At 33.4% G+C, this 17819-nt stretch carries 17 protein-coding genes and 1 pseudogene; 10 read left to right on the forward strand and 8 right to left on the reverse strand.

All coding sequences use genetic code 11. The features are described from left to right. Window positions 1-93: 93 nt before the first annotated feature. From rplT to CW751_RS07335, 6 genes and pseudogenes are all read right to left on the reverse strand, one after another. Window positions 94-441 carry a 50S ribosomal protein L20 gene (gene rplT, locus CW751_RS07310; RefSeq protein WP_101334350.1) on the reverse strand — a complete coding sequence of 116 codons (348 nt, stop codon included), beginning with the start codon at window positions 439-441 and terminating at the stop codon, window positions 94-96. Between the two features lie 101 nt (window positions 442-542). Then, the gene (gene rpmI, locus CW751_RS07315) at window positions 543-740 is read right to left on the reverse strand and encodes a 50S ribosomal protein L35 (protein ID WP_101334351.1); all 198 of its coding nucleotides are present in this window, start codon (window positions 738-740) and stop codon (window positions 543-545) included. A 38-nt stretch (window positions 741-778) separates the two neighbouring features. Continuing rightward, the gene (gene infC / locus CW751_RS07320; protein WP_101334352.1) at window positions 779-1324 is read right to left on the reverse strand and encodes a translation initiation factor IF-3; all 546 of its coding nucleotides are present in this window, start codon (window positions 1322-1324) and stop codon (window positions 779-781) included. A gap of 9 nt (window positions 1325-1333) precedes the next feature. Then, window positions 1334-3294: pseudogene (gene thrS / locus CW751_RS07325) on the reverse strand (threonine--tRNA ligase). An 86-nt stretch (window positions 3295-3380) separates the two neighbouring features. Continuing rightward, complete coding sequence (locus CW751_RS07330) at window positions 3381-3863, reverse strand: hypothetical protein (RefSeq protein WP_133122155.1); 483 nt, start codon at window positions 3861-3863, stop codon at window positions 3381-3383. 1 nt (window position 3864) lies between these two features. Beyond that, window positions 3865-4716 (reverse strand): hypothetical protein, encoded by an 852-nt coding sequence (locus tag CW751_RS07335; RefSeq protein ID WP_101334354.1) that lies wholly within the window; start codon window positions 4714-4716, stop codon window positions 3865-3867. 616 nt (window positions 4717-5332) lie between these two features. Between CW751_RS07335 and CW751_RS07340 the strand changes: the two genes are divergently transcribed. The 8 genes from CW751_RS07340 (at window position 5333) to CW751_RS07375 (ending at window position 12505) form a co-directional block, all read left to right on the forward strand. Then, window positions 5333-6193, forward strand: a complete 861-nt coding sequence (locus tag CW751_RS07340; protein WP_101334355.1) for an SAM hydrolase/SAM-dependent halogenase family protein — start codon at window positions 5333-5335, stop codon at window positions 6191-6193. Window positions 6194-6202: 9 nt separating this feature from the next. Continuing rightward, window positions 6203-6505 carry a putative quinol monooxygenase gene (locus CW751_RS07345; RefSeq protein ID WP_101334356.1) on the forward strand — a complete coding sequence of 101 codons (303 nt, stop codon included), beginning with the start codon at window positions 6203-6205 and terminating at the stop codon, window positions 6503-6505. A gap of 110 nt (window positions 6506-6615) precedes the next feature. Next, window positions 6616-7347 carry an ABC transporter permease subunit gene (locus CW751_RS07350; RefSeq protein WP_101334357.1) on the forward strand — a complete coding sequence of 244 codons (732 nt, stop codon included), beginning with the start codon at window positions 6616-6618 and terminating at the stop codon, window positions 7345-7347. A gap of 2 nt (window positions 7348-7349) precedes the next feature. Then, the gene (locus CW751_RS16105) at window positions 7350-8144 is read left to right on the forward strand and encodes a DUF7088 domain-containing protein (RefSeq protein ID WP_101334358.1); all 795 of its coding nucleotides are present in this window, start codon (window positions 7350-7352) and stop codon (window positions 8142-8144) included. Between the two features lie 35 nt (window positions 8145-8179). Next, the gene (locus CW751_RS16110) at window positions 8180-9130 is read left to right on the forward strand and encodes a Gldg family protein (protein ID WP_449495003.1); all 951 of its coding nucleotides are present in this window, start codon (window positions 8180-8182) and stop codon (window positions 9128-9130) included. Window positions 9131-9139: 9 nt separating this feature from the next. After that, window positions 9140-10138, forward strand: coding sequence for a hypothetical protein (locus CW751_RS07365; protein ID WP_101334360.1), 999 nt, complete (start codon window positions 9140-9142; stop codon window positions 10136-10138). 95 nt (window positions 10139-10233) lie between these two features. After that, on the forward strand, window positions 10234-11358 hold the full coding sequence (dnaN, locus tag CW751_RS07370; RefSeq protein WP_101334361.1) for a DNA polymerase III subunit beta: 1125 nt from the start codon (window positions 10234-10236) through the stop codon (window positions 11356-11358). 247 nt (window positions 11359-11605) lie between these two features. After that, window positions 11606-12505, forward strand: a complete 900-nt coding sequence (locus tag CW751_RS07375; protein ID WP_133122156.1) for a hypothetical protein — start codon at window positions 11606-11608, stop codon at window positions 12503-12505. A 4-nt stretch (window positions 12506-12509) separates the two neighbouring features. Here the strand turns inward: CW751_RS07375 and CW751_RS07380 are convergent, their stop codons facing one another. Further along, entirely contained in the window at window positions 12510-14420 is a 1911-nt protein-coding gene (locus tag CW751_RS07380; RefSeq protein WP_101334363.1) for a ComEC/Rec2 family competence protein, read from the reverse strand. 455 nt (window positions 14421-14875) lie between these two features. On the opposite strand from CW751_RS07380, the gene CW751_RS15380 reads away from it, so the two are divergent. Further along, window positions 14876-15049, forward strand: coding sequence for a hypothetical protein (locus CW751_RS15380; RefSeq protein WP_165779245.1), 174 nt, complete (start codon window positions 14876-14878; stop codon window positions 15047-15049). A gap of 942 nt (window positions 15050-15991) precedes the next feature. On the opposite strand, the gene CW751_RS07385 is transcribed toward CW751_RS15380, so the two are convergent. Beyond that, on the reverse strand, window positions 15992-16945 hold the full coding sequence (locus tag CW751_RS07385) for an acetyl-CoA carboxylase carboxyltransferase subunit alpha (RefSeq protein WP_101334364.1): 954 nt from the start codon (window positions 16943-16945) through the stop codon (window positions 15992-15994). A gap of 63 nt (window positions 16946-17008) precedes the next feature. Between CW751_RS07385 and ispE the strand changes: the two genes are divergently transcribed. Next, entirely contained in the window at window positions 17009-17818 is an 810-nt protein-coding gene (ispE, locus tag CW751_RS07390; RefSeq protein ID WP_101334365.1) for a 4-(cytidine 5'-diphospho)-2-C-methyl-D-erythritol kinase, read from the forward strand. Window position 17819: the final 1 nt, after the last annotated feature.

Consider the following 17819-nt stretch of genomic DNA (forward strand, 5'->3'; position numbering starts at 1 on the left):
AATCCATTCGAGAACAAATGCTATCGATAAATAAATTAAAAAAAGGAGATCTCTTTCGAAATCTCCTTTTTTAATTAGTGAGTGATAAATATTTTATTTTTTTACGGTGTCTACAACAGCTTTGAATGCATCTGGATGATTCATTGCTAGATCGGCAAGAACTTTTCTATTTAGTTCCATACCACTTTTGTTGTATAATCCCATAAATTTAGAGTAGCTCATTCCATTTTGTCTGGCTGCCGCGTTGATACGCATAATCCATAATGAACGGAACTTTCTTTTGTTTTGTTTACGATCTCTATACGCGTAAACTAATCCTTTTTCGACAGCATTTTTCGCTACTGTCCAAACGTTTTTTCTTCTTCCGTAGTAACCTTTAGCAAGTTTCATTACTTCTTTTCTTCTTGCTCTGGATGCTACATGATTAACTGATCTTGGCATAATTTAATGTTTTTTGATGAAAAGTGCTTTTATGTTTCAAAAGTCTTTGGTACTCACCATCGGGTTTAATACTAACCTCTGTCACCATGACAGAATTGGATTTACTTCATACAAAGTTGAACCTTAATGTTTGGCTGGTCTGCTTTTGTTACATAAGCCGTTTTCGTTAAGTTTCTCTTTTGTTTTTTTGTTTTCTTTGTAAGGATGTGACTTTTGAAAGCGTGCTTTCTCTTAATCTTCCCACTTCCAGTTACTTGAAATCTCTTCTTAGCACTGGATTTTGTTTTCATTTTTGGCATTTTATCACTCTTTTTTATTTACTCACTAATATCTTGTTTTAATCCTTCTTTGGATTAATAATAATGGTCATTCTTTTTCCTTCTAGTTTCGGCATCACTTCTAGTGTTCCATAGTCTGAAAGTTCTTGAGCAAAACGCAACAAAAGAATTTCTCCTCTATCTTTAAACACAATTGTTCTTCCTCTAAAGAAAACAAAAGCTTTTACCTTGGCACCATCTTTAAGAAACTTCTTTGCATGGTCTAACTTAAAGTTAAAATCGTGTTCTTCAGTATTGGGTCCAAAACGAATCTCTTTGATAGTAACCTTTGATTGCTTAGCCTTAAGTTCTTTTTCTTTCTTTTTCTGGTTGTATAAAAACTTTTTGTAATCCATGATTTTACACACGGGAGGCTTAGCTTTTGGAGAAATCTCTACTAAATCTAAATCTTGTTCATCCGCTAGTTTTAAAGCGTCTTTTGTATCCATGATTTGAGGCTCCATTCCATCACCTACTAAGCGTATTTGTGGTACGCGAATTCGATCATTAATTCTGTTTGGATCTTCCTTTTGTCTTGGTTTAAATTTTCTTCTCGGTTTTCTCATTTATTTTATTTATGAGTCAAGTAAATCGTTTGTATAACTTAACTCTTCTTCAACTAGTTTATTAATAATTTTTACAAATTCTTCAATAGGCATTGCTCCTAAATCTCCTTTACCTTTTTGACGAACGGAGACCGTATTTGATTTCATTTCGTTCTCTCCTACAATAAGCATAAATGGTGTTTTCCCTATTTCTGCTTCTCGAATTTTCTTACCTACCTTTTCATTTCTATCGTCAATGAATCCGCGAATATCGGAATTTTTTAAAACTTTAGAAACTTTTTCGGCGTATTCATTGAAATTTTCACTAATTGGTAAGATTGCAAATTGTTCAGATGTAAGCCATAACGGGAAATTACCAGCGCAATGCTCCAATAAAACAGCAACAAATCTTTCCATTGAACCAAATGGTGCGCGATGAATCATTACTGGTCTGTGTTTTTGGTTGTCGGCACCAACGTATTCCAACTCAAACCTTTCAGGTAAATTGTAATCAACCTGAATTGTTCCCAATTGCCATTCTCTTCCTAATGCATCCTCAACCATAAAGTCTAGTTTCGGACCATAAAAGGCTGCTTCACCATATTCTATAACTGTGTTAAGGTCTTTTTCTTTTACGGCCTCAAGGATTGCGTTTTCAGCTTTCTCCCAATTTTCTTCGTTCCCAATGTACTTCGAATGGTCTTCTTGATCTCGTAGTGAAATTTGTGCTGTAAACTTTTTAAAATCTAAAGTTTTAAAAATGTATAAAACAATATCGATTACATTTTGAAACTCCTCTTTTACTTGTTCGGGTGTACAAAATATGTGTGCATCATCTTGGGTAAACCCTCTAACTCTTGTCAAACCATGTAATTCACCACTTTGTTCGTAGCGGTAAACAGTTCCAAATTCTGCATAACGTATTGGAAGTTCCCGGTAGGAGTGTGGTTTCGCCTTGAAAATTTCACAATGATGCGGACAGTTCATTGGTTTCAACAAAAACTCTTCATTCTCATCAGGTGTATGAATCGGTTGAAATGAATCCGCTCCATATTTTGCGTAATGTCCAGATGTTTCATATAATTTTTTACTTCCAATATGTGGCGTAATCACTTGTTCATATCCTCGGTGCTCTTGCACCTTTTTAGAAAGTTTTCCAAACGAAGTCTTAGCTCAGCACCTTTGGGTAACCACAATGGCAAGCCTTGTCCCACATTTTGAGAAAAAGTAAATAACTCTAATTCTCTTCCTAATTTTCTGTGGTCACGTTGTCTGGCAAGTTCAAGCTTTTCCAGATATTCTTTCAGCTCTCCTTTCTTAGGGAAAGTGATACCGTATATACGTGTTAATTGTTTGTTGTTTTCATCACCACGCCAATAAGCTCCTGCGATAGAAGTTAATTTGATTGCTTTTATATATCCTGTATGCGGTATATGTGGTCCCCGGCATAAATCCGTGAATTCTCCTTGTGTGTAAAAAGTAATATCTCCGTCTTCAAGCCCTTCGAGTAATTCGAGTTTGTAAGGGTCTTCTTTTTCTTTGAAATAAGAAATAGCTTCAGCTTTTGGCATTTCTTTACGGATGAATTCACTTTTTTTCTTTGCTAATTCTTTCATCTTTTGCTCAACTTTTTCCAAGTCTTTTTCTGCAAAAGTGTAGTCCATAAAATCAACATCGTAATAAAATCCACTTTTAATTGGTGGGCCAATTGCTAGCTTGATGCCAGGATAAAGAGCCTCTAATGCTTCTGCCATTAAATGTGCTGAAGAATGCCACATTGTCGATTTTCCGCCTGTATCCTTCCAGGTTAATAACTTTAAGCTACTGTCTGTTTGAAGGGGACGCATTGCATCAACAACTTCATTATTAACTTCTGCAGCAAGAACATTTCTCGCTAAACCTTCGCTAATGCTTTTTGCAATATCTAAAGAAGTAGTTCCTTGCTCAACTTCTTTTATAGAACCATCTGGGAGTGTAACTTTAATACTCATTTCGTGTCTGTGCCTTATTTTTATGCAAAAATACGAGAATCATTTGAATTTGTCTGTTCATTAATCTAAAATGTATGTCTTATCCATTAATAACCTAGCGCCAAGCTTACTGCTCCTCGATTTGGCTTTCCTTTTTTGATTATATAGTCAATATAGATTGATCTTAACATTTCTGGGTTTCCTCCATAAGCTTCATAAAATTCCGTTATTTCATGCATTGAAACCTTTTTTATTTTTCCCGAAATATTTTGGATTTCATAAAGCATAATTCGTTGAGGATCATCTTCTGGTTTATCGTAAAACGCAATGCTTACTTTATGATCAGCATAAGTACCATCGAAATAAAGAATATAATTCTCTCGCAGAAACGTAGCAACTTCAACGCCTCTTATTTGAACTTGGTCCCTGTATTGGAAATATGTTGTCTTACAGCCTTCATAGGATAGGTCGTTTGTTGTAATTTTCTTTTTTAACTCTGAACGTGAAACTTTTACTCCTTCAATAAATTGATCTTGTCCAACCACTGAAAATGAGATGATCACTAAGAGTGCAAATAGTAAATATTTCATGTTATTTTGAAGTTATTTTGTTTCTAACTTTATGAATATCTGTAGCTAATGTTTCGATTTCTTCTCTTGTAAGCTCAGGAAAACCTTCGGTATTTTTTAAGGATTCAAAATTGTTAAATTGAGTTTGTAATGCTTCCAAGTCAGCTAGGATGTCACTCAACTGATCACTTCTTTGTTCATACGCCTCAATCCCTGTGATTGCGTTTTTTAAAAGACTCATATGGTCAACTAAGTGATGACTTAATTTTGATTGGTCTTTTTCTTCAATATCAAAAGTGGCTAAATACATGCCCTCTATCCATGCACCTGAAAATTGTATTGCAGCTAACATTCTCATTTGGTTGTTTTCAAGGTATTCCTGAGATTTTTCATCCAGATCGATGAGTAAATCTTTCATTTTTTCTTCATCTGCAATGTTTTTCTCTATGCGCGTTGCAAGTTCCTCTTCATTGAAGATTCTACCCATTCCAATTTTATCACCTAATTTCTTTATGGCGTTAAAGTACATTATGGAGTGTTGTGGTTGATTGTTTGTAATAGCGTAAACTAAATCTGAACCGAAAACTCCCATATTCATAAGTTGCATCCCGTCTGTCGAATATTGGTCAACGTTGGCAGGATCATTCATTCTAGATGCTTCGAAATTCATGCCTACTTTGTCAAAAGAGGTTACCAAAGTATATGGTCGAGGAAGAATAAATTCGTACTCTTCTGAATTATAAACATCATCTGTTTCTACTTCAATTTTCGGTGTTTTTAATTCATCTGTAGCAGCGGTTTCTTCATTGCTGTTGCACGAATAAAGGAAAAGACATCCTGATCCGATCAAAATCATGTTTTTTATGTTCATCATAAGTGTATTTTAATATTTTGAATACAAAGTTATCATTTAAAATAAATCAAGCGATATCTTTTTTACTGATTTAGTTTGACTTAAGCTCTTTTCAGGGTTTTCCCTTGTTGTTCATTTCAAACAAAGTATTAAAGACGGGGATTAATGTGCCTATTTAGAGTTTAAAGTTAATCGGGAACCTTATCAGTTGTTTAATAAGCTAGAAAATAGAGTGCCCCTTTTAATTTGCGAAGGATCTTGTAAATTATCCTTTTATCCACATGATTTGCGGCTTAGATATATTTACTGGTAAAATAACGGATAGGCATTAAAAGCTTAAAGTTAATCGACTTATACTGAGAATATCTCATCACTTTTAAATTTAACTTGGGAACTTTATCTTTAGATTGATAGATTACGCTTGTTAATTTGACAAACGCCTTCCGTTGTTGCGGGACTTTTTTCCATGATTTTAAAGACAAGAAATGTGTGAAGTAATTCGGACTAAATCTCGTGCCTAAAAGATTGGGTTATTTATCAATATACATTTGTGGTTGTTTTTCTAAGCTGCTTTTTTCTTCTATCTAAAAATAAAAACTAATTTTGAATTTAATATACTAAGAGCAAATTTTGCAAAATGGGAATCGTTACGCTTACAACAGATATGGGATTAAGTGATTACTATGTCGCTTCATTGAAAGGGAGTGTGTTAAGTGTTGTTCCTTCTGCTCAAATCGTGGATATATCTCATGTTGTAAGACCTTTTAAGGTTACTGAAGCAGCCTATCTTTTAAAAAATTGTATGTTGGATTTTCCTGAAGGTACCATTCATATTATTGGTGTGGATGCAGAGCCATTAATTAATTTTAGTCAGCCCGAAGAAAGTGTTTACCCAACAATTGTAAAATACAAAGGGCAGTACTTTGTTGGTGCTGATAATGGTTTTTTTAGTCTACTTATAGGTAATGATAAATTTGAGGGGATATGGAGGTTAGATGATGTTCTTTCTCGACCTGAGTTGATGAACTTTCCCACGAAAAATATATTGGTTCCTGCTGCCTGTAAATTGCTTCAAGGTGTAGCTGTAGATCAATTTTGTAGTGCGGTGGAAAACTTTAGAAAAGCTATTCCGCTTTCGCCTGTAATTGATGGTAATACCTTGAAAGGTTCAGTAAGTTATATTGATCATTATGGGAATTTAATTACTAATATAACTAAAACTGATTTTGAAAGGGTTGGTAAGCAAATACCATTTGTGATTTATTTTAGACAAAAAGAGTATTACATTGACAAGATTTCATTAGGGTATAATGAGGTTCCTCCAGGAGAAAAAGTTGCGTTATTTAATGATGCTGGATTTTTAGAAATAGCCATAAATAAAGGAACACCTGAAAATGGAGGAGGAGCAGACTCTCTCTTTGGTTTGCGTGTAGGTGATATCATCAGAATAGAATTTACACCAAGAGGTTCGCGAGAAACATTGTCATCACTTTTTTAAATTATTTTTATGATTAGATGGGTTAAGTTAACTTTGAAAGAAGAAAATGTAAAAGATTTTATCGCACATTTTGACACAGTTAAGGAGAAGATAAATGCTTTTCCAGGATGTCGAGGAATGAAAATGTTGTCTGATAAGGATTCAGCAAACGTGTTTTTTACTTATAGTGAATGGGATACTGAAGAGGATTTGGAAAATTATCGGCATTCAGCCTTGTTCGGTGAAGTTTGGCCAACGGTAAAGCAATGGTTTTTAAAACCCGCAGAGGCATTTTCAAGCGATGTGTATTTTGATGGCTTTAGTTTGAAATAAATGAATTAAAAATCAGTTATCGATAGACTAACAGTTAAGTTTTGATAAACTTTCTTATAAAATCGGAGAGAATATCAAAGAAGGGTTATTTTTGACAAAAATTAAAATGAATGGGTGCACTTTATCTAAAAGAGATTCGTAGTTTTTTGAGTTCGATTATCGGATATATATTTATGTTGATATTTGTAATTACCTGTTGGTTGTTTTTATGGGTAATCAACGATAATTTTAATCTTTTAGATGGTGGAGTAGCAGATTTACTTCCTTTTTTTAACCTTGCTCCGTTAATATTATTGATTTTAATCCCGGCAATCACCATGCGTTCTTTTGCAGATGAAAGAAAGACAGGGACCATAGAATTGCTTTACACGCGTCCAATCTCTGATTTTTCAATTTTAATGGCAAAATACCTAGCGGGAGTAACTCTAGTGGTTATTGCGCTTTTGCCTACGTTAACCTTTTATGTTTCTATGCATTATCTTGGTGATCCAGTAGGTGTAATGGATGATGGAGCAGCAATAACGTCATTTTTAGGATTGCTTTTATTGGGAGCATCTTTTGTAGCAATCGGTATATTTTCAAGTGCGATAACGAGTAACCAAATAGTTGCGTTTATTCTAGCCTTGTTTTTATGTTGGTTCTTCTTTAGCGGTTTATCAATGCTAGGTTCGTACGCAACATTTGCAGGTTTCGACAGCATTATTAGATACGCAAGTATAGATTATCATTACGCTTCAATAAAAAAAGGAGTGTTAATTTTAAGTGACCTTGTTTACTTTATTAGTGTAATTGTATTTTTCTTGTTTGCATCGCACAATATTTTAACCGCAATTCGCAAGTAATTATGGCTGAAAAAAAACTAAATAAATTATCTAATCGAGCATATTATGGAATTGTTACCCTGATTGCTCTTGCATTAATTATATTGGTGAATATCATTATTTCATTTTTAGATTTCCGTGTCGATTTCACCAAAGACCAACGATATTCTTTAACCAATTCAACAATCAATTATCTAGAAAGCGATTCTTTATTGGTTGATAAAATTCTATTTAAAATATATTTAGAAGGAGAGTTTCCTGCCGAAGTAAAACGTTTGCAAAAAGCGGTAAGAGATAAATTAGATGAATTTAAATATTACGCAGGAAACCGAATCGAATATGAGTTTATTAATCCAAATGAAGGTTCTCTAGAAGATCAAGAAGCATTAAAGGAGCAATTACTCAATAAAGGAAGAGGAATACGCCCTATTAATATTAATTATAGGAGTCAGGGAACAGCAAATATCATTCAGGTTTTTCCCGGCGCAGTTGTAGAATACAGAGGGGAGACCGTTGACTATATTCGATTTCTTGAGGGTGGAAATTATGCTTTAGACAGCCGATTAGAGCAATCAATTCAAAAAGAGGTTAACAATCTGGAATATAAATTTATGCGTGTTTTGCTTAAGGCTACTCGCAAAAATAAGAAAAAACTAGCCTTTGTACACGGTCACGGAGAATTAGGAATACCTTATACACAAGGAGCGAGAAGAAACATTGAGGATGCTTATATCATTGAAGATGTGAAAATTGACGGTTCGTTAGACGGGCTAGATAAATATGATGGGATTATAATTGCAGATCCAACAAAAAAATAAGTGATAAGGATAAATTCGCAATCGATCAATATTTAATGAAAGGTGGGAATTTAATGGTTTTTAATACACCATTGAAAATTAACAATGATACAATTCGAAGAACTGGAAAAACACATAGTATTCGTAAAAGAACAGGAATTGGAGACTTAGTTTATGACTATGGAATAAAGGTGAATGAAGACTTAGTAATTGATGCCAATTACGATCGTTTTTCAATGCCTGGAGCTTCAAAACTTTTTGTTAATTGGTATTTTTATGTATTTGCTTCCGGAACAAATCACCCAATTTCAAGTATGTTAAACCCCGTGAAGTTGCCTTATGTGTCTAGCTTACAATTTGTCAAAACGAAAAACAAAACACGTCCATCTGTTATTCTAACCTCTTCAACCAATGCAAGGTCATTTGGAAATGCTCCATTATTGTCTATTGCAATGGAGAGACAGTTTGGTGAGAACCCTGTCTTTCAGGAAAATCCAGAAAATGAAGCGAATAGAATAATGTTAGGAGGGATAGTAGAAGGGAGGTTTGAATCAGCATTTAAAAATCGAATTGTTTCGGCTTATGCAGACAATCCTGATGCAACTTTTATAGAAGAATCCATTAAACCCGGAAAGGTGATGGTAGTTGGAAACGGTACGTTTTTTAAGAACACATATTATGATTCAATTTTTGTAAGAGAAGAAAATCGATACCGATATATTCCTAGATATCCGCAGGGAAAAGAGATTGACGAACTTTTTGGAGAACGACCAAGACCAATGGGGAATTTTGAGTTTTTCGAAAATTGTGTTGATTATATGCTGGGAGAATCAACTTTATTATCAATTCGAAGTCGTACTATAGATTTGCATCCAACTGATAAGTTGAAGGTTGAAAAGCAAGGTTCATTCTATAAATTTATTAATGTTTTTATTCCTGTGTTATTCATTCTTTTGTTGGCCATAATTGTTTTTGTTGTGCGTCGATATAAGTATGTGAAAAAATAAAGAGCTATTATGAAAAAAGTAATTGTCATTGCAGTGGGCGTAGCCTTAATTTTAGGCTTGGTCTATGTGGTTAAAAACCTACAAACAAAGTCTAAAGCTACAGATGTGAGTTTAATTGCTTTTGCAGTTGAGGATACCGCATCTGTTGATAAAATTGAGATTTATGATTCTTTTCATGACCAAGATATGGTGCTTACACGCAACGAATCTGGGAGATGGGAAGGTCCAAATGGAATGTGTGTTGAGCAATCAATCGTGGCAATGATGTTAGAAACAATGCACAAAGTAACTTTGAAGGGATATGTGCCTAAATCGGCGATGAAAAACATGAAAAAGTTATTGATGTCTCAGCATAAAGAGGTGAAAATTTATCAAAATGGGAAGTGGATTAAAACATGGTTTGTAGGTCATTCGACACAAGATCACATGGGCACACACATGTTATTGGAAACACCTGAAATCAAAAGTGATAATCCTGTAATCGTTGGGATGAAAGGATTTCATGGTATATTAGAACCTCGATTTTTTGTTGACAAAAGAAAATTTGTTTGCTCGGATTTATTTTCTTTTTCAAGGAAAGAAATTCAATCTGTAGAGGTAGTTAATCGCGTACAACCTAGCGATAGTTACAAAATTGAGATTCTCGATTCAGATAATTATAAGGTAACTTCTCAAGGAAAACCAATTCCAAATGTTAAGAAAGATAATCTGTTGTTTTATTTGAATGGATTTGAAGACATTCATTTTAATCAACCAAACTATACCTTGTCTAATGAGCAAATGGACAGTATTCGTGCGAATCAACCAGATTACGAATTAAACATCAAAGGAAAAGAGAAATCTTATGAGTTGGATATGTATCGCCGCTTAGATCGTGAGTACAATCCTGAAGATACTTTAGCCTATGATATGAACTTTCTTTGGGGTGTAAAGCCAGACGGGGACTTTGTACGCATGCAATATTACACCATCGGACCTTTAATTCAAGGGAAGACTGTTTTTGAATAAATTAATCAATAAAATGAAGATAAAATATATGTAAAGGACTTTTAATTAAGTCTAAAAACCTATATTTGCTTTTAAAAATTAATAAGACCTTTAATATGAATTTTGTAGTTTCTAGTTCAAGTTTATTAAAACATTTGCAAACCATTAGTGGTGTTTTAACAACGAATAACACTTTGCCTATTTTAGATAACTTTTTATTTGAAATTAACGATACATCATTACGTGTTTCAGCATCTGACATTGAAACAACAATGAAAACTACTTTTGAGGTAGATTCAAATGCATCAGGTAAAATATGTATACCTGCAAAATTGTTACTAGACGTATTGAAGAACCTTTCAGATCAACCACTTACTTTCACTATCGATGACGATACTTATGGAATAGAGATCAGCTATACCAACGGAAAATCGAAAATGGTAGGCTACAATGGAGATGATTTTCCAAAGGTTAAAGAAATTGAAGGAACGGATAACACGTTAATTAAAGGTGATGTGCTTGCGGATGCTATTAATAAAACAATTTTCGCTACCGGAACGGATGATTTACGTCCTGTTATGAGTGGTGTCTTTTGTCAATTTACCTCCGATGATATGACTTTTGTGGCTACTGATGCACACAAACTAGTTCGATACCGAAGAACAGATTCGAAAGCTTCTGGTAGTTCATCTTTTATCCTTCCGAAGAAAGCTCTAAACATGTTGAAGAATAACTTGAGTAGCTCAAGTGATATGGAAGTGAAGGTAGAGTATAATGATTCAAATGCGGTCTTCACATTTAAAGATATTGAATTAACGTGTCGTCTGATAGATGGTAAATATCCAAATTATGAGGCGGTAATTCCACAGGAAAACCCGAATGTATTAACGGTTGATAGAGAGTCTTTCTTACGATCAATTAAAAGGGTTTCTATTTTCGCAAATAAAACAACCCATCAAGTACAATTAAAAATAACAGGATCAGAACTTGCTGTTTCTGCTGAAGACGTTGATTTTTCAAATGAAGCCAAAGAAAGATTAACATGTAGCTATGACGGTGAAGATATGGAGATTGGATTTAATTCTCGTTTTATCATTGAAATGCTAAACAATATTACCACAGATGAGGTAAAATTGATGATGAGTCAGCCAAATCGTGCTGGATTAATCGTACCCGCTACGAATGAAAATGAAGACGAAGACATTTTAATGTTAGTTATGCCTGTAATGGTAAATAATTAATTCCTCTTATTGATTTTGGGTTAATCTGTAGTTGAAGAAAATTACCTTTAATCGGTAGTGCAACAATCGTCGTATGGGACAATTATGTGCGTCTATATTTGTGTTTTTAGTAATGTAAAGCGCTGTAATCAATCCTTAAATGGGTGAAATCTTGGTCAGAAGAACGAGTATTTGTTGGATGTAAACATTTTTTTATCTTCTTTGGCGTTAAATTGTTATTTTAGTTCTTTAATCAAATTATATAAAAATGATGACGCGAATTGTTTTTTATCTATTCTTATCTACTCTTTTCATCGGGTGTGCTAATTATCAACCTGTAGAGACTGTTCAAGATAAAAAAGAAGCGTTTAATCAAAAGATTGAGGACACCTGTCGAAGTGAATACGCTAATCAAAACTATGAATCATTAGCTTATGGACAACTAACGGTTTATAAACCAACGGCATTTAAAAAGTTGGATTCAATTTACACAATTAAAAAAGAATATCTCGACAATAACGATTTACGAGGCTGGCAGAAATCTGGTATTGAGGAACAGATTCCAAGTTATCGCGCGGCAGCTCAGGAAGAAATCGACCAAGTTCAATATGAGATAGAACACCTTTTTAAAACTAAGAAAGACGAATCTTCCTTTACCATTCATCATGCATTTTTCTTATTCGATTACGAGGAAAAATTAATAAATATTACTCCATTTTATAATTACAATTTACCCAATTCCTACGAAGAAATTTATTATGATTATCAATTTGAATTTCATTTTATAACGGAAAGAGACCTGTACATTTCCACAGAAGAATCAAACTTTATAAACTTTTTGAAACAAAGAGAAATAGATTTGATTGGCGATGAAGCCTTGCAACCATTTATGGAACATGCTATGTCTCTCATGAAAACAGCTAAAAAAGTAGGATCTGTTGACTTCTCTAGAATTACACAACAACTTGCAATTGATCAATTTAAAAAAATAAACACTGCAGTGACCATTCATAAATTAAATGATTTATACGTCGTTGAAGATGATGGAAATGTTGTAGCCTATGAACTTACGATAGAATGGGAAAATGATTTGGGACAAGAAAAAAGTAGTAAATTTACTTTTTCTCCCTATTTAGAACTTATCGACTTAGAAACAAGTTTAATGTAAGCACTTATGGCTTTATGATGAGCGCCCTTTCTTTTGTGCTAAAATCTGCTAGTTCTTCATTCATCCAAGGATTCCAATTACCAGCAATTATTTTATAATCTGAATATTGCTTAATTTTACTCATATTTTGGGCTAAAAAATATTTTTGGTCATGATACTCAATTTTTATTCCAGAAGAATTTCTTCGAATACGGATATCATCCCGAAGTGACAATTCTTTGTCGATGGGTATGGAAAGCCTTGAACCTACAACACCATTTCTTTGTTCATATCCATTAACGAGATACGCTAAGTCATCTTCTTTTATTTTATTATTCTCTTCCTGGACAATGAATAACTTTCTATTTTCTTTAATTAAGATTACTTTTTTGTAGTGATTGAGGATAACTAGTTCTGATTTACTTTTATTATATTCACGTTGAAAGATTAACATTAAAGCAGCAACAAATAAAAATACGGTAGTGAGATTAAATTGCTTTAACTTCATCTTTTTCCAAAAGTAAAGGGCTGCCAAAATAAGAAGGTATAATACGAATACATGAAGTAGATTAGGAGTAAAACCTTTGCTAACTTCCCCTGGTAATTGATTAATACCTGCAATAAATCCACTAAGCGTATCAAAAATAAAGTTGTTGGCTAAAATTAAGCCGTCTGCAACAAATGGGATCAAATGGAAAACAAAAAATAAAATGACCCCAATAAATGCGACAAATGCGAGTACTAATAAGCCAATATTTGTTATAAAGAAGTAATTGGGGAATTGATTAAAATAATATAAACTAATGGGAACGGTTCCAATTTGTGCGGCAATACCAATGGCAGAGCCTTCCCATAGCCAATTAATTAGGGTGTATTTCGTACCAAAAAGGTTTAGGATTGGATAATAAAAGGCTGAAATTCCAAGCACAGCCAAATAGGAAAGCTGAAACCCTATGTCATAAATAATTAACGGATTAAAGATGATAAGAATAAATGCAGAGGCAAAAATAGCTTGCAAGCTAAAAAAACGTTTACCGATTAACTGACCAACACCTAAAATTGAAAACATTGTAACTGCTCTTGTTACGGAGGCCGACATTCCTGTTAGAAAAGCAAAACACCACAAAGCTCCAATTGCAAAGTAGAGGTAGGTATTTCGATTTCTAAGGGGTTTAAATGAGCGGAAAATAAGCTTAATAAACCACAATAGTATACCGACATGCATTCCTGATACAGCAAGTACATGCATAGCTCCTGCGTTAGCAAATAATTCTCGTTTCTCGTTGCTGAGATCAGACTTGTCTCCTAAACTTAGTGCAATGACTAACCCCTGATGTTCTGGTTTTATGTTGTCTTTAATCAGTTGTTTTAAATAATTCCTTGAGCGGGTCCACCAACTAGAGAAGGTTTGTTTTACACCTAATATTGAAATATTGTCTGATGATAAAAACACCATTTTTTGAATTCCTTTTGTATTCCAATATTTTTCTGCATCAAACTCTCCTGGATTATGTTTGTTTTTAATGTCTATAATTTGAGGATGAACCATAATAATTTGGCCCTCAGAAAAAGTAGTATCAAGAGTACGGATATAACAAAGTAGTTTCCCTTGCACTTTGATTTCCCTATACGGACTAATTATTTTGTTGACTTCTAAAATTGCTTTGTCGTATTTGCCTTTACCTTTTTGATATTCAATTATTTCACCTTGAAGTTGATCGTTTTCTAGGAAATGATTTGAAAAATTGAATGCATAGGATGTTGGTAGCTGAAATTGATATCCTAAGGCACCACTAAATAAAAACACAATTAACCAGGCCCTTGTTAACCACTTTTTAAAATACAAAACTTGACGTCCGTAGTAATTTAGTATAATCAAGCATATTAAACTAGTGATCCAAAAGGTAAATATAATAACCCAATGCAGAGATAACATATTTGCCAAGACAATTCCTATGACAAACGATATTAGTGTTAAAAGGATGGCACTTTTTTGCACGGCTCAATAAATAATAGTTTGATAGATATAAAGTTATAAGAAAATAGTAATTATTTGAATTTTTAGAATAATTAAATCTATCCAACATCTTTTTTTGATTCAAAAAAATGAATAATTGTAGAAACTTATAATGAAATTTAATACCTATCCGATACTTTACCAATAAATATATCTAAGTCGTCGATCATGTTAATAAGAGTATTCTATGTTGTAGTTTATTAAACTACTGGTAAAGTTCTTGATAAGTATTTAAAATTAATGATTTTTAACGCGCTTGAATCTCAGTGGGGATAGGGGGTTGACTAATTTTATAAAAAATAATTAAAAAAAAGTGTGGAATTTTGTAACCTTATTTCCCTATATAATAACAACAAAATAAAAAACTATAAACTATGAATAAGTCAATTAAAAAAATTACTGCTTTTATCGGAATCTCATTTATCTTGGTAAGCTGTGGAGGCCATGCTACATGCGATGCGTACGGATACATCAAATACAATAAAGAAAAACAAGAAATTCAAAAAGAAATAAACGCTGTTTCTCACGAAGAACAAGAAACAGTTTAAAGATTAGTGTGACTTTCTATGAGCGTAGTAGTCACCTATTTTGTGGTCGAAAAGACCTACACAAACAACAACAGAAAAACCTCGTTAGACATAACGAGGTTTTTTAATTGAATCAATCTTAAAAGTTGGAGATTGTTAAATAGTAAATGCGTATCGAATACTTTACCAGTAAATATATCTAAGCCGTCAATCATGTGAATAGACGGTTAACTGACAAGATCCTTCGCAAATTTAACTTTCCAACCAGTTAAAAAGTGTACTTTTTATTGTAGTTTATTAAACTACTGGTAAAGTTCCCGAAAAGCATTAAATAATATTTACTGACGCCCGGTTATAATATCACTAGCAATTTAACATGTTAACCCGAATTATTCACCAATCTTAAAGTTTAAGAATATTAACATCTGTAAGTCAGTATTTTAACTGTATTTCCTGTAAAATTTGAGAAACCCATTTTTGGGTATTTGTGTATTTGTAAGATTTTGATTTAATTTTGATCTATTCGTCGTTACAAGCCCCGCGAAATATACATATATTACTTTAGGTCTTGTGCCTAGAATAGATTTAAAATTAAATGCATGAATAATCCGGGTTAAAAGAGTCGCGCATATACATTGAAACGAAAAATTACAGTTTGTGGATTTTTTAAAATTAGAAAAGCTTAACGCTATGCAGCTGGATAACGATTTTAAAGATGGAAATACTAATTAAAACCGCCGAAGAGATGTCATGTTTAGAAAAAATTGAATAGAAAGGTTCCGCAAATCCAATTCTGCTGAGGTAACTTTTCAGACCATTCTTTATATACCAATGAATCGTATGTAAAAAAACCTAGTTGTTTTACCCTTCCCAGGGCAATAAAAAAGCAAGATAAGTAAATCGTTATCTTGCTTTTTGTAAATGTTTTCTTGTTTAAAGAAACAATATTTATTTGAACATCTTTTATTTAAAAACGCCCATATTCGTAAATTTGTTCATTCTTTTTTCACATCTTTCTTCCGCATCAAGTTTTGAGAGTAAAGTGATTTGTCTTTTTACTTCTCTTTTTACAATTGAGAACATTTCTTCAGGGTTTCTGTGGGCACCATTCAATGGTTCTTTGATGATTCCATCCACAAGCTTTAGCTTTTTCATATCATCTGAAGTAAGTTTTAGAGCTTCAGCAGCTTTTTCTTTATATTCCCATGATCTCCATAGAATAGAAGAACAAGACTCTGGGGAAATTACAGAATACCATGTGTTTTCTAACATGATTACTTTATCTCCGACACCAATTCCTAATGCTCCTCCAGATGCTCCTTCGCCGATAATGATGCATATAATAGGAACCTTTATGTTCATCATTTCATAAATGTTTCGAGCAATAGCTTCACCTTGTCCGCGTTCTTCTGCTTCTAAACCAGGAAAAGCTCCAGGAGTATCAATTAATGTTACAATGGGAATATCAAATTTCTCAGCTAACTTCATTAACCTTAAAGCTTTTCTATACCCTTCTGGATTAGCCATACCGAAATTTCGGTATTGACGCATTTTAGTGTTTTCTCCTTTTTGTTGACCAATAAACATAACAGTTTTACCATCAATGGAACCTAATCCACCCACCATGGCTTTATCGTCTCTCACGTTTCTATCGCCATGTAATTCCTGAAAATCACCATTTGTAATTCCTTGAATGTATGCTAATGTGTAAGGGCGTTCAGGATGTCTTGACAATTGTACACGCTGCCAAGGAGTTAAATTAGAAAATATCTCTTTTGTTTTACTTTCTAACTTTTCCTCAAGCGCCTTTATTTTATCAGTCATATCTAATTCTGCATCCTGACCGATCTCTTGCGCTTTGGCAATTTGATCCTCTAAAGCTTTTAACGGTTCTTCGAAATCTAAGTATGTTGACATTTTATTTTCTATTTGAGGGGCGAAAGTTACAAAAAATTGTTTGCTATTTCTAAATTTGTCGTCATGATATCATTTCCAAATTGTAAAATTAATATAGGACTTAATATTCTCGGAAAGAGAAAGGATGGTTACCATGAGATTAACACCCTAATGTATCCAGTTCCGATTCACGATGTACTTGAAATAATTCCACATAAAAACTTTTCATTTTCTAGTTCTGGCCTACCTATTCCTGGGAAATATGAAGATAATTTGGTGATAAAAGCATACGAACTATTAAAACCAGAGTTCAATTTAGCGCCTGTCCACATTCATTTATATAAAAACATCCCGATGGGAGGTGGTTTGGGTGGAGGTTCGTCAAATGGTGCCTTTGCGTTGAAAATGTTAAATGAGATATTTAAATTAAATTTAAACGAAAGACAATTACAAGATCGAGCATTAAAACTTGGATCAGATTGTCCATTTTTTATTTCAAATTGTCCACAACTAGCAAAGGGTAGGGGAGAAGTGTTAGAAAAACATCCCCTCAATTTAAAAGGGTCTTTTTTGATGTTGGTAAACAATGGAATCCATATCAATACAAAAGAGGCTTACGCACGGGTTGAACCAAAAACACCGAATTATTTTATTGAAAACCTTGTTATGGAACCATTTGAGTCGTGGAAATCGGATGTATATAATGACTTTGAAGTACCGACATTAGATAAATATCCAGATTTACAAACCATTAAAGATAAGCTCTATGCTAACGGAGCCTTTTATGCTGCAATGACGGGCTCTGGTTCTACCATGTATGGATTGTTTGCTGAAAAGCCATCCTCCCAATTATTCAATTTTCCAAATGGATTTGTTCAAGTTGTGGCTTTGTAAT

Source organism: Brumimicrobium salinarum, assembly GCF_002844555.1.
Lineage (GTDB): Bacteria > Bacteroidota > Bacteroidia > Flavobacteriales_D > Crocinitomicaceae > Brumimicrobium > Brumimicrobium salinarum.

Bases quoted from the DNA above. Each gene is read 5' to 3' on its own strand.
- rplT (WP_101334350.1), bottom strand. From the start codon at position 441: ATGCCAAGATCAGTTAATCATGTAGCATCCAGAGCAAGAAGAAAAGAA.
- rpmI (WP_101334351.1), bottom strand. From the start codon at position 740: ATGCCAAAAATGAAAACAAAATCCAGTGCTAAGAAGAGATTTCAAGTA.
- infC (WP_101334352.1), bottom strand. From the start codon at position 1,324: ATGAGAAAACCGAGAAGAAAATTTAAACCAAGACAAAAGGAAGATCCA.
- CW751_RS07330 (WP_133122155.1), bottom strand. From the start codon at position 3,863: ATGAAATATTTACTATTTGCACTCTTAGTGATCATCTCATTTTCAGTG.
- CW751_RS07335 (WP_101334354.1), bottom strand. From the start codon at position 4,716: ATGATGAACATAAAAAACATGATTTTGATCGGATCAGGATGTCTTTTC.
- CW751_RS07340 (WP_101334355.1), top strand. From the start codon at position 5,333: ATGGGAATCGTTACGCTTACAACAGATATGGGATTAAGTGATTACTAT.
- CW751_RS07345 (WP_101334356.1), top strand. From the start codon at position 6,203: ATGATTAGATGGGTTAAGTTAACTTTGAAAGAAGAAAATGTAAAAGAT.
- CW751_RS07350 (WP_101334357.1), top strand. From the start codon at position 6,616: ATGGGTGCACTTTATCTAAAAGAGATTCGTAGTTTTTTGAGTTCGATT.
- CW751_RS16105 (WP_101334358.1), top strand. From the start codon at position 7,350: ATGGCTGAAAAAAAACTAAATAAATTATCTAATCGAGCATATTATGGA.
- CW751_RS16110 (WP_449495003.1), top strand. From the start codon at position 8,180: ATGAAAGGTGGGAATTTAATGGTTTTTAATACACCATTGAAAATTAAC.
- CW751_RS07365 (WP_101334360.1), top strand. From the start codon at position 9,140: ATGAAAAAAGTAATTGTCATTGCAGTGGGCGTAGCCTTAATTTTAGGC.
- dnaN (WP_101334361.1), top strand. From the start codon at position 10,234: ATGAATTTTGTAGTTTCTAGTTCAAGTTTATTAAAACATTTGCAAACC.
- CW751_RS07375 (WP_133122156.1), top strand. From the start codon at position 11,606: ATGATGACGCGAATTGTTTTTTATCTATTCTTATCTACTCTTTTCATC.
- CW751_RS07380 (WP_101334363.1), bottom strand. From the start codon at position 14,420: ATGTTATCTCTGCATTGGGTTATTATATTTACCTTTTGGATCACTAGT.
- CW751_RS15380 (WP_165779245.1), top strand. From the start codon at position 14,876: ATGAATAAGTCAATTAAAAAAATTACTGCTTTTATCGGAATCTCATTT.
- CW751_RS07385 (WP_101334364.1), bottom strand. From the start codon at position 16,945: ATGTCAACATACTTAGATTTCGAAGAACCGTTAAAAGCTTTAGAGGAT.
- ispE (WP_101334365.1), top strand. From the start codon at position 17,009: ATGATATCATTTCCAAATTGTAAAATTAATATAGGACTTAATATTCTC.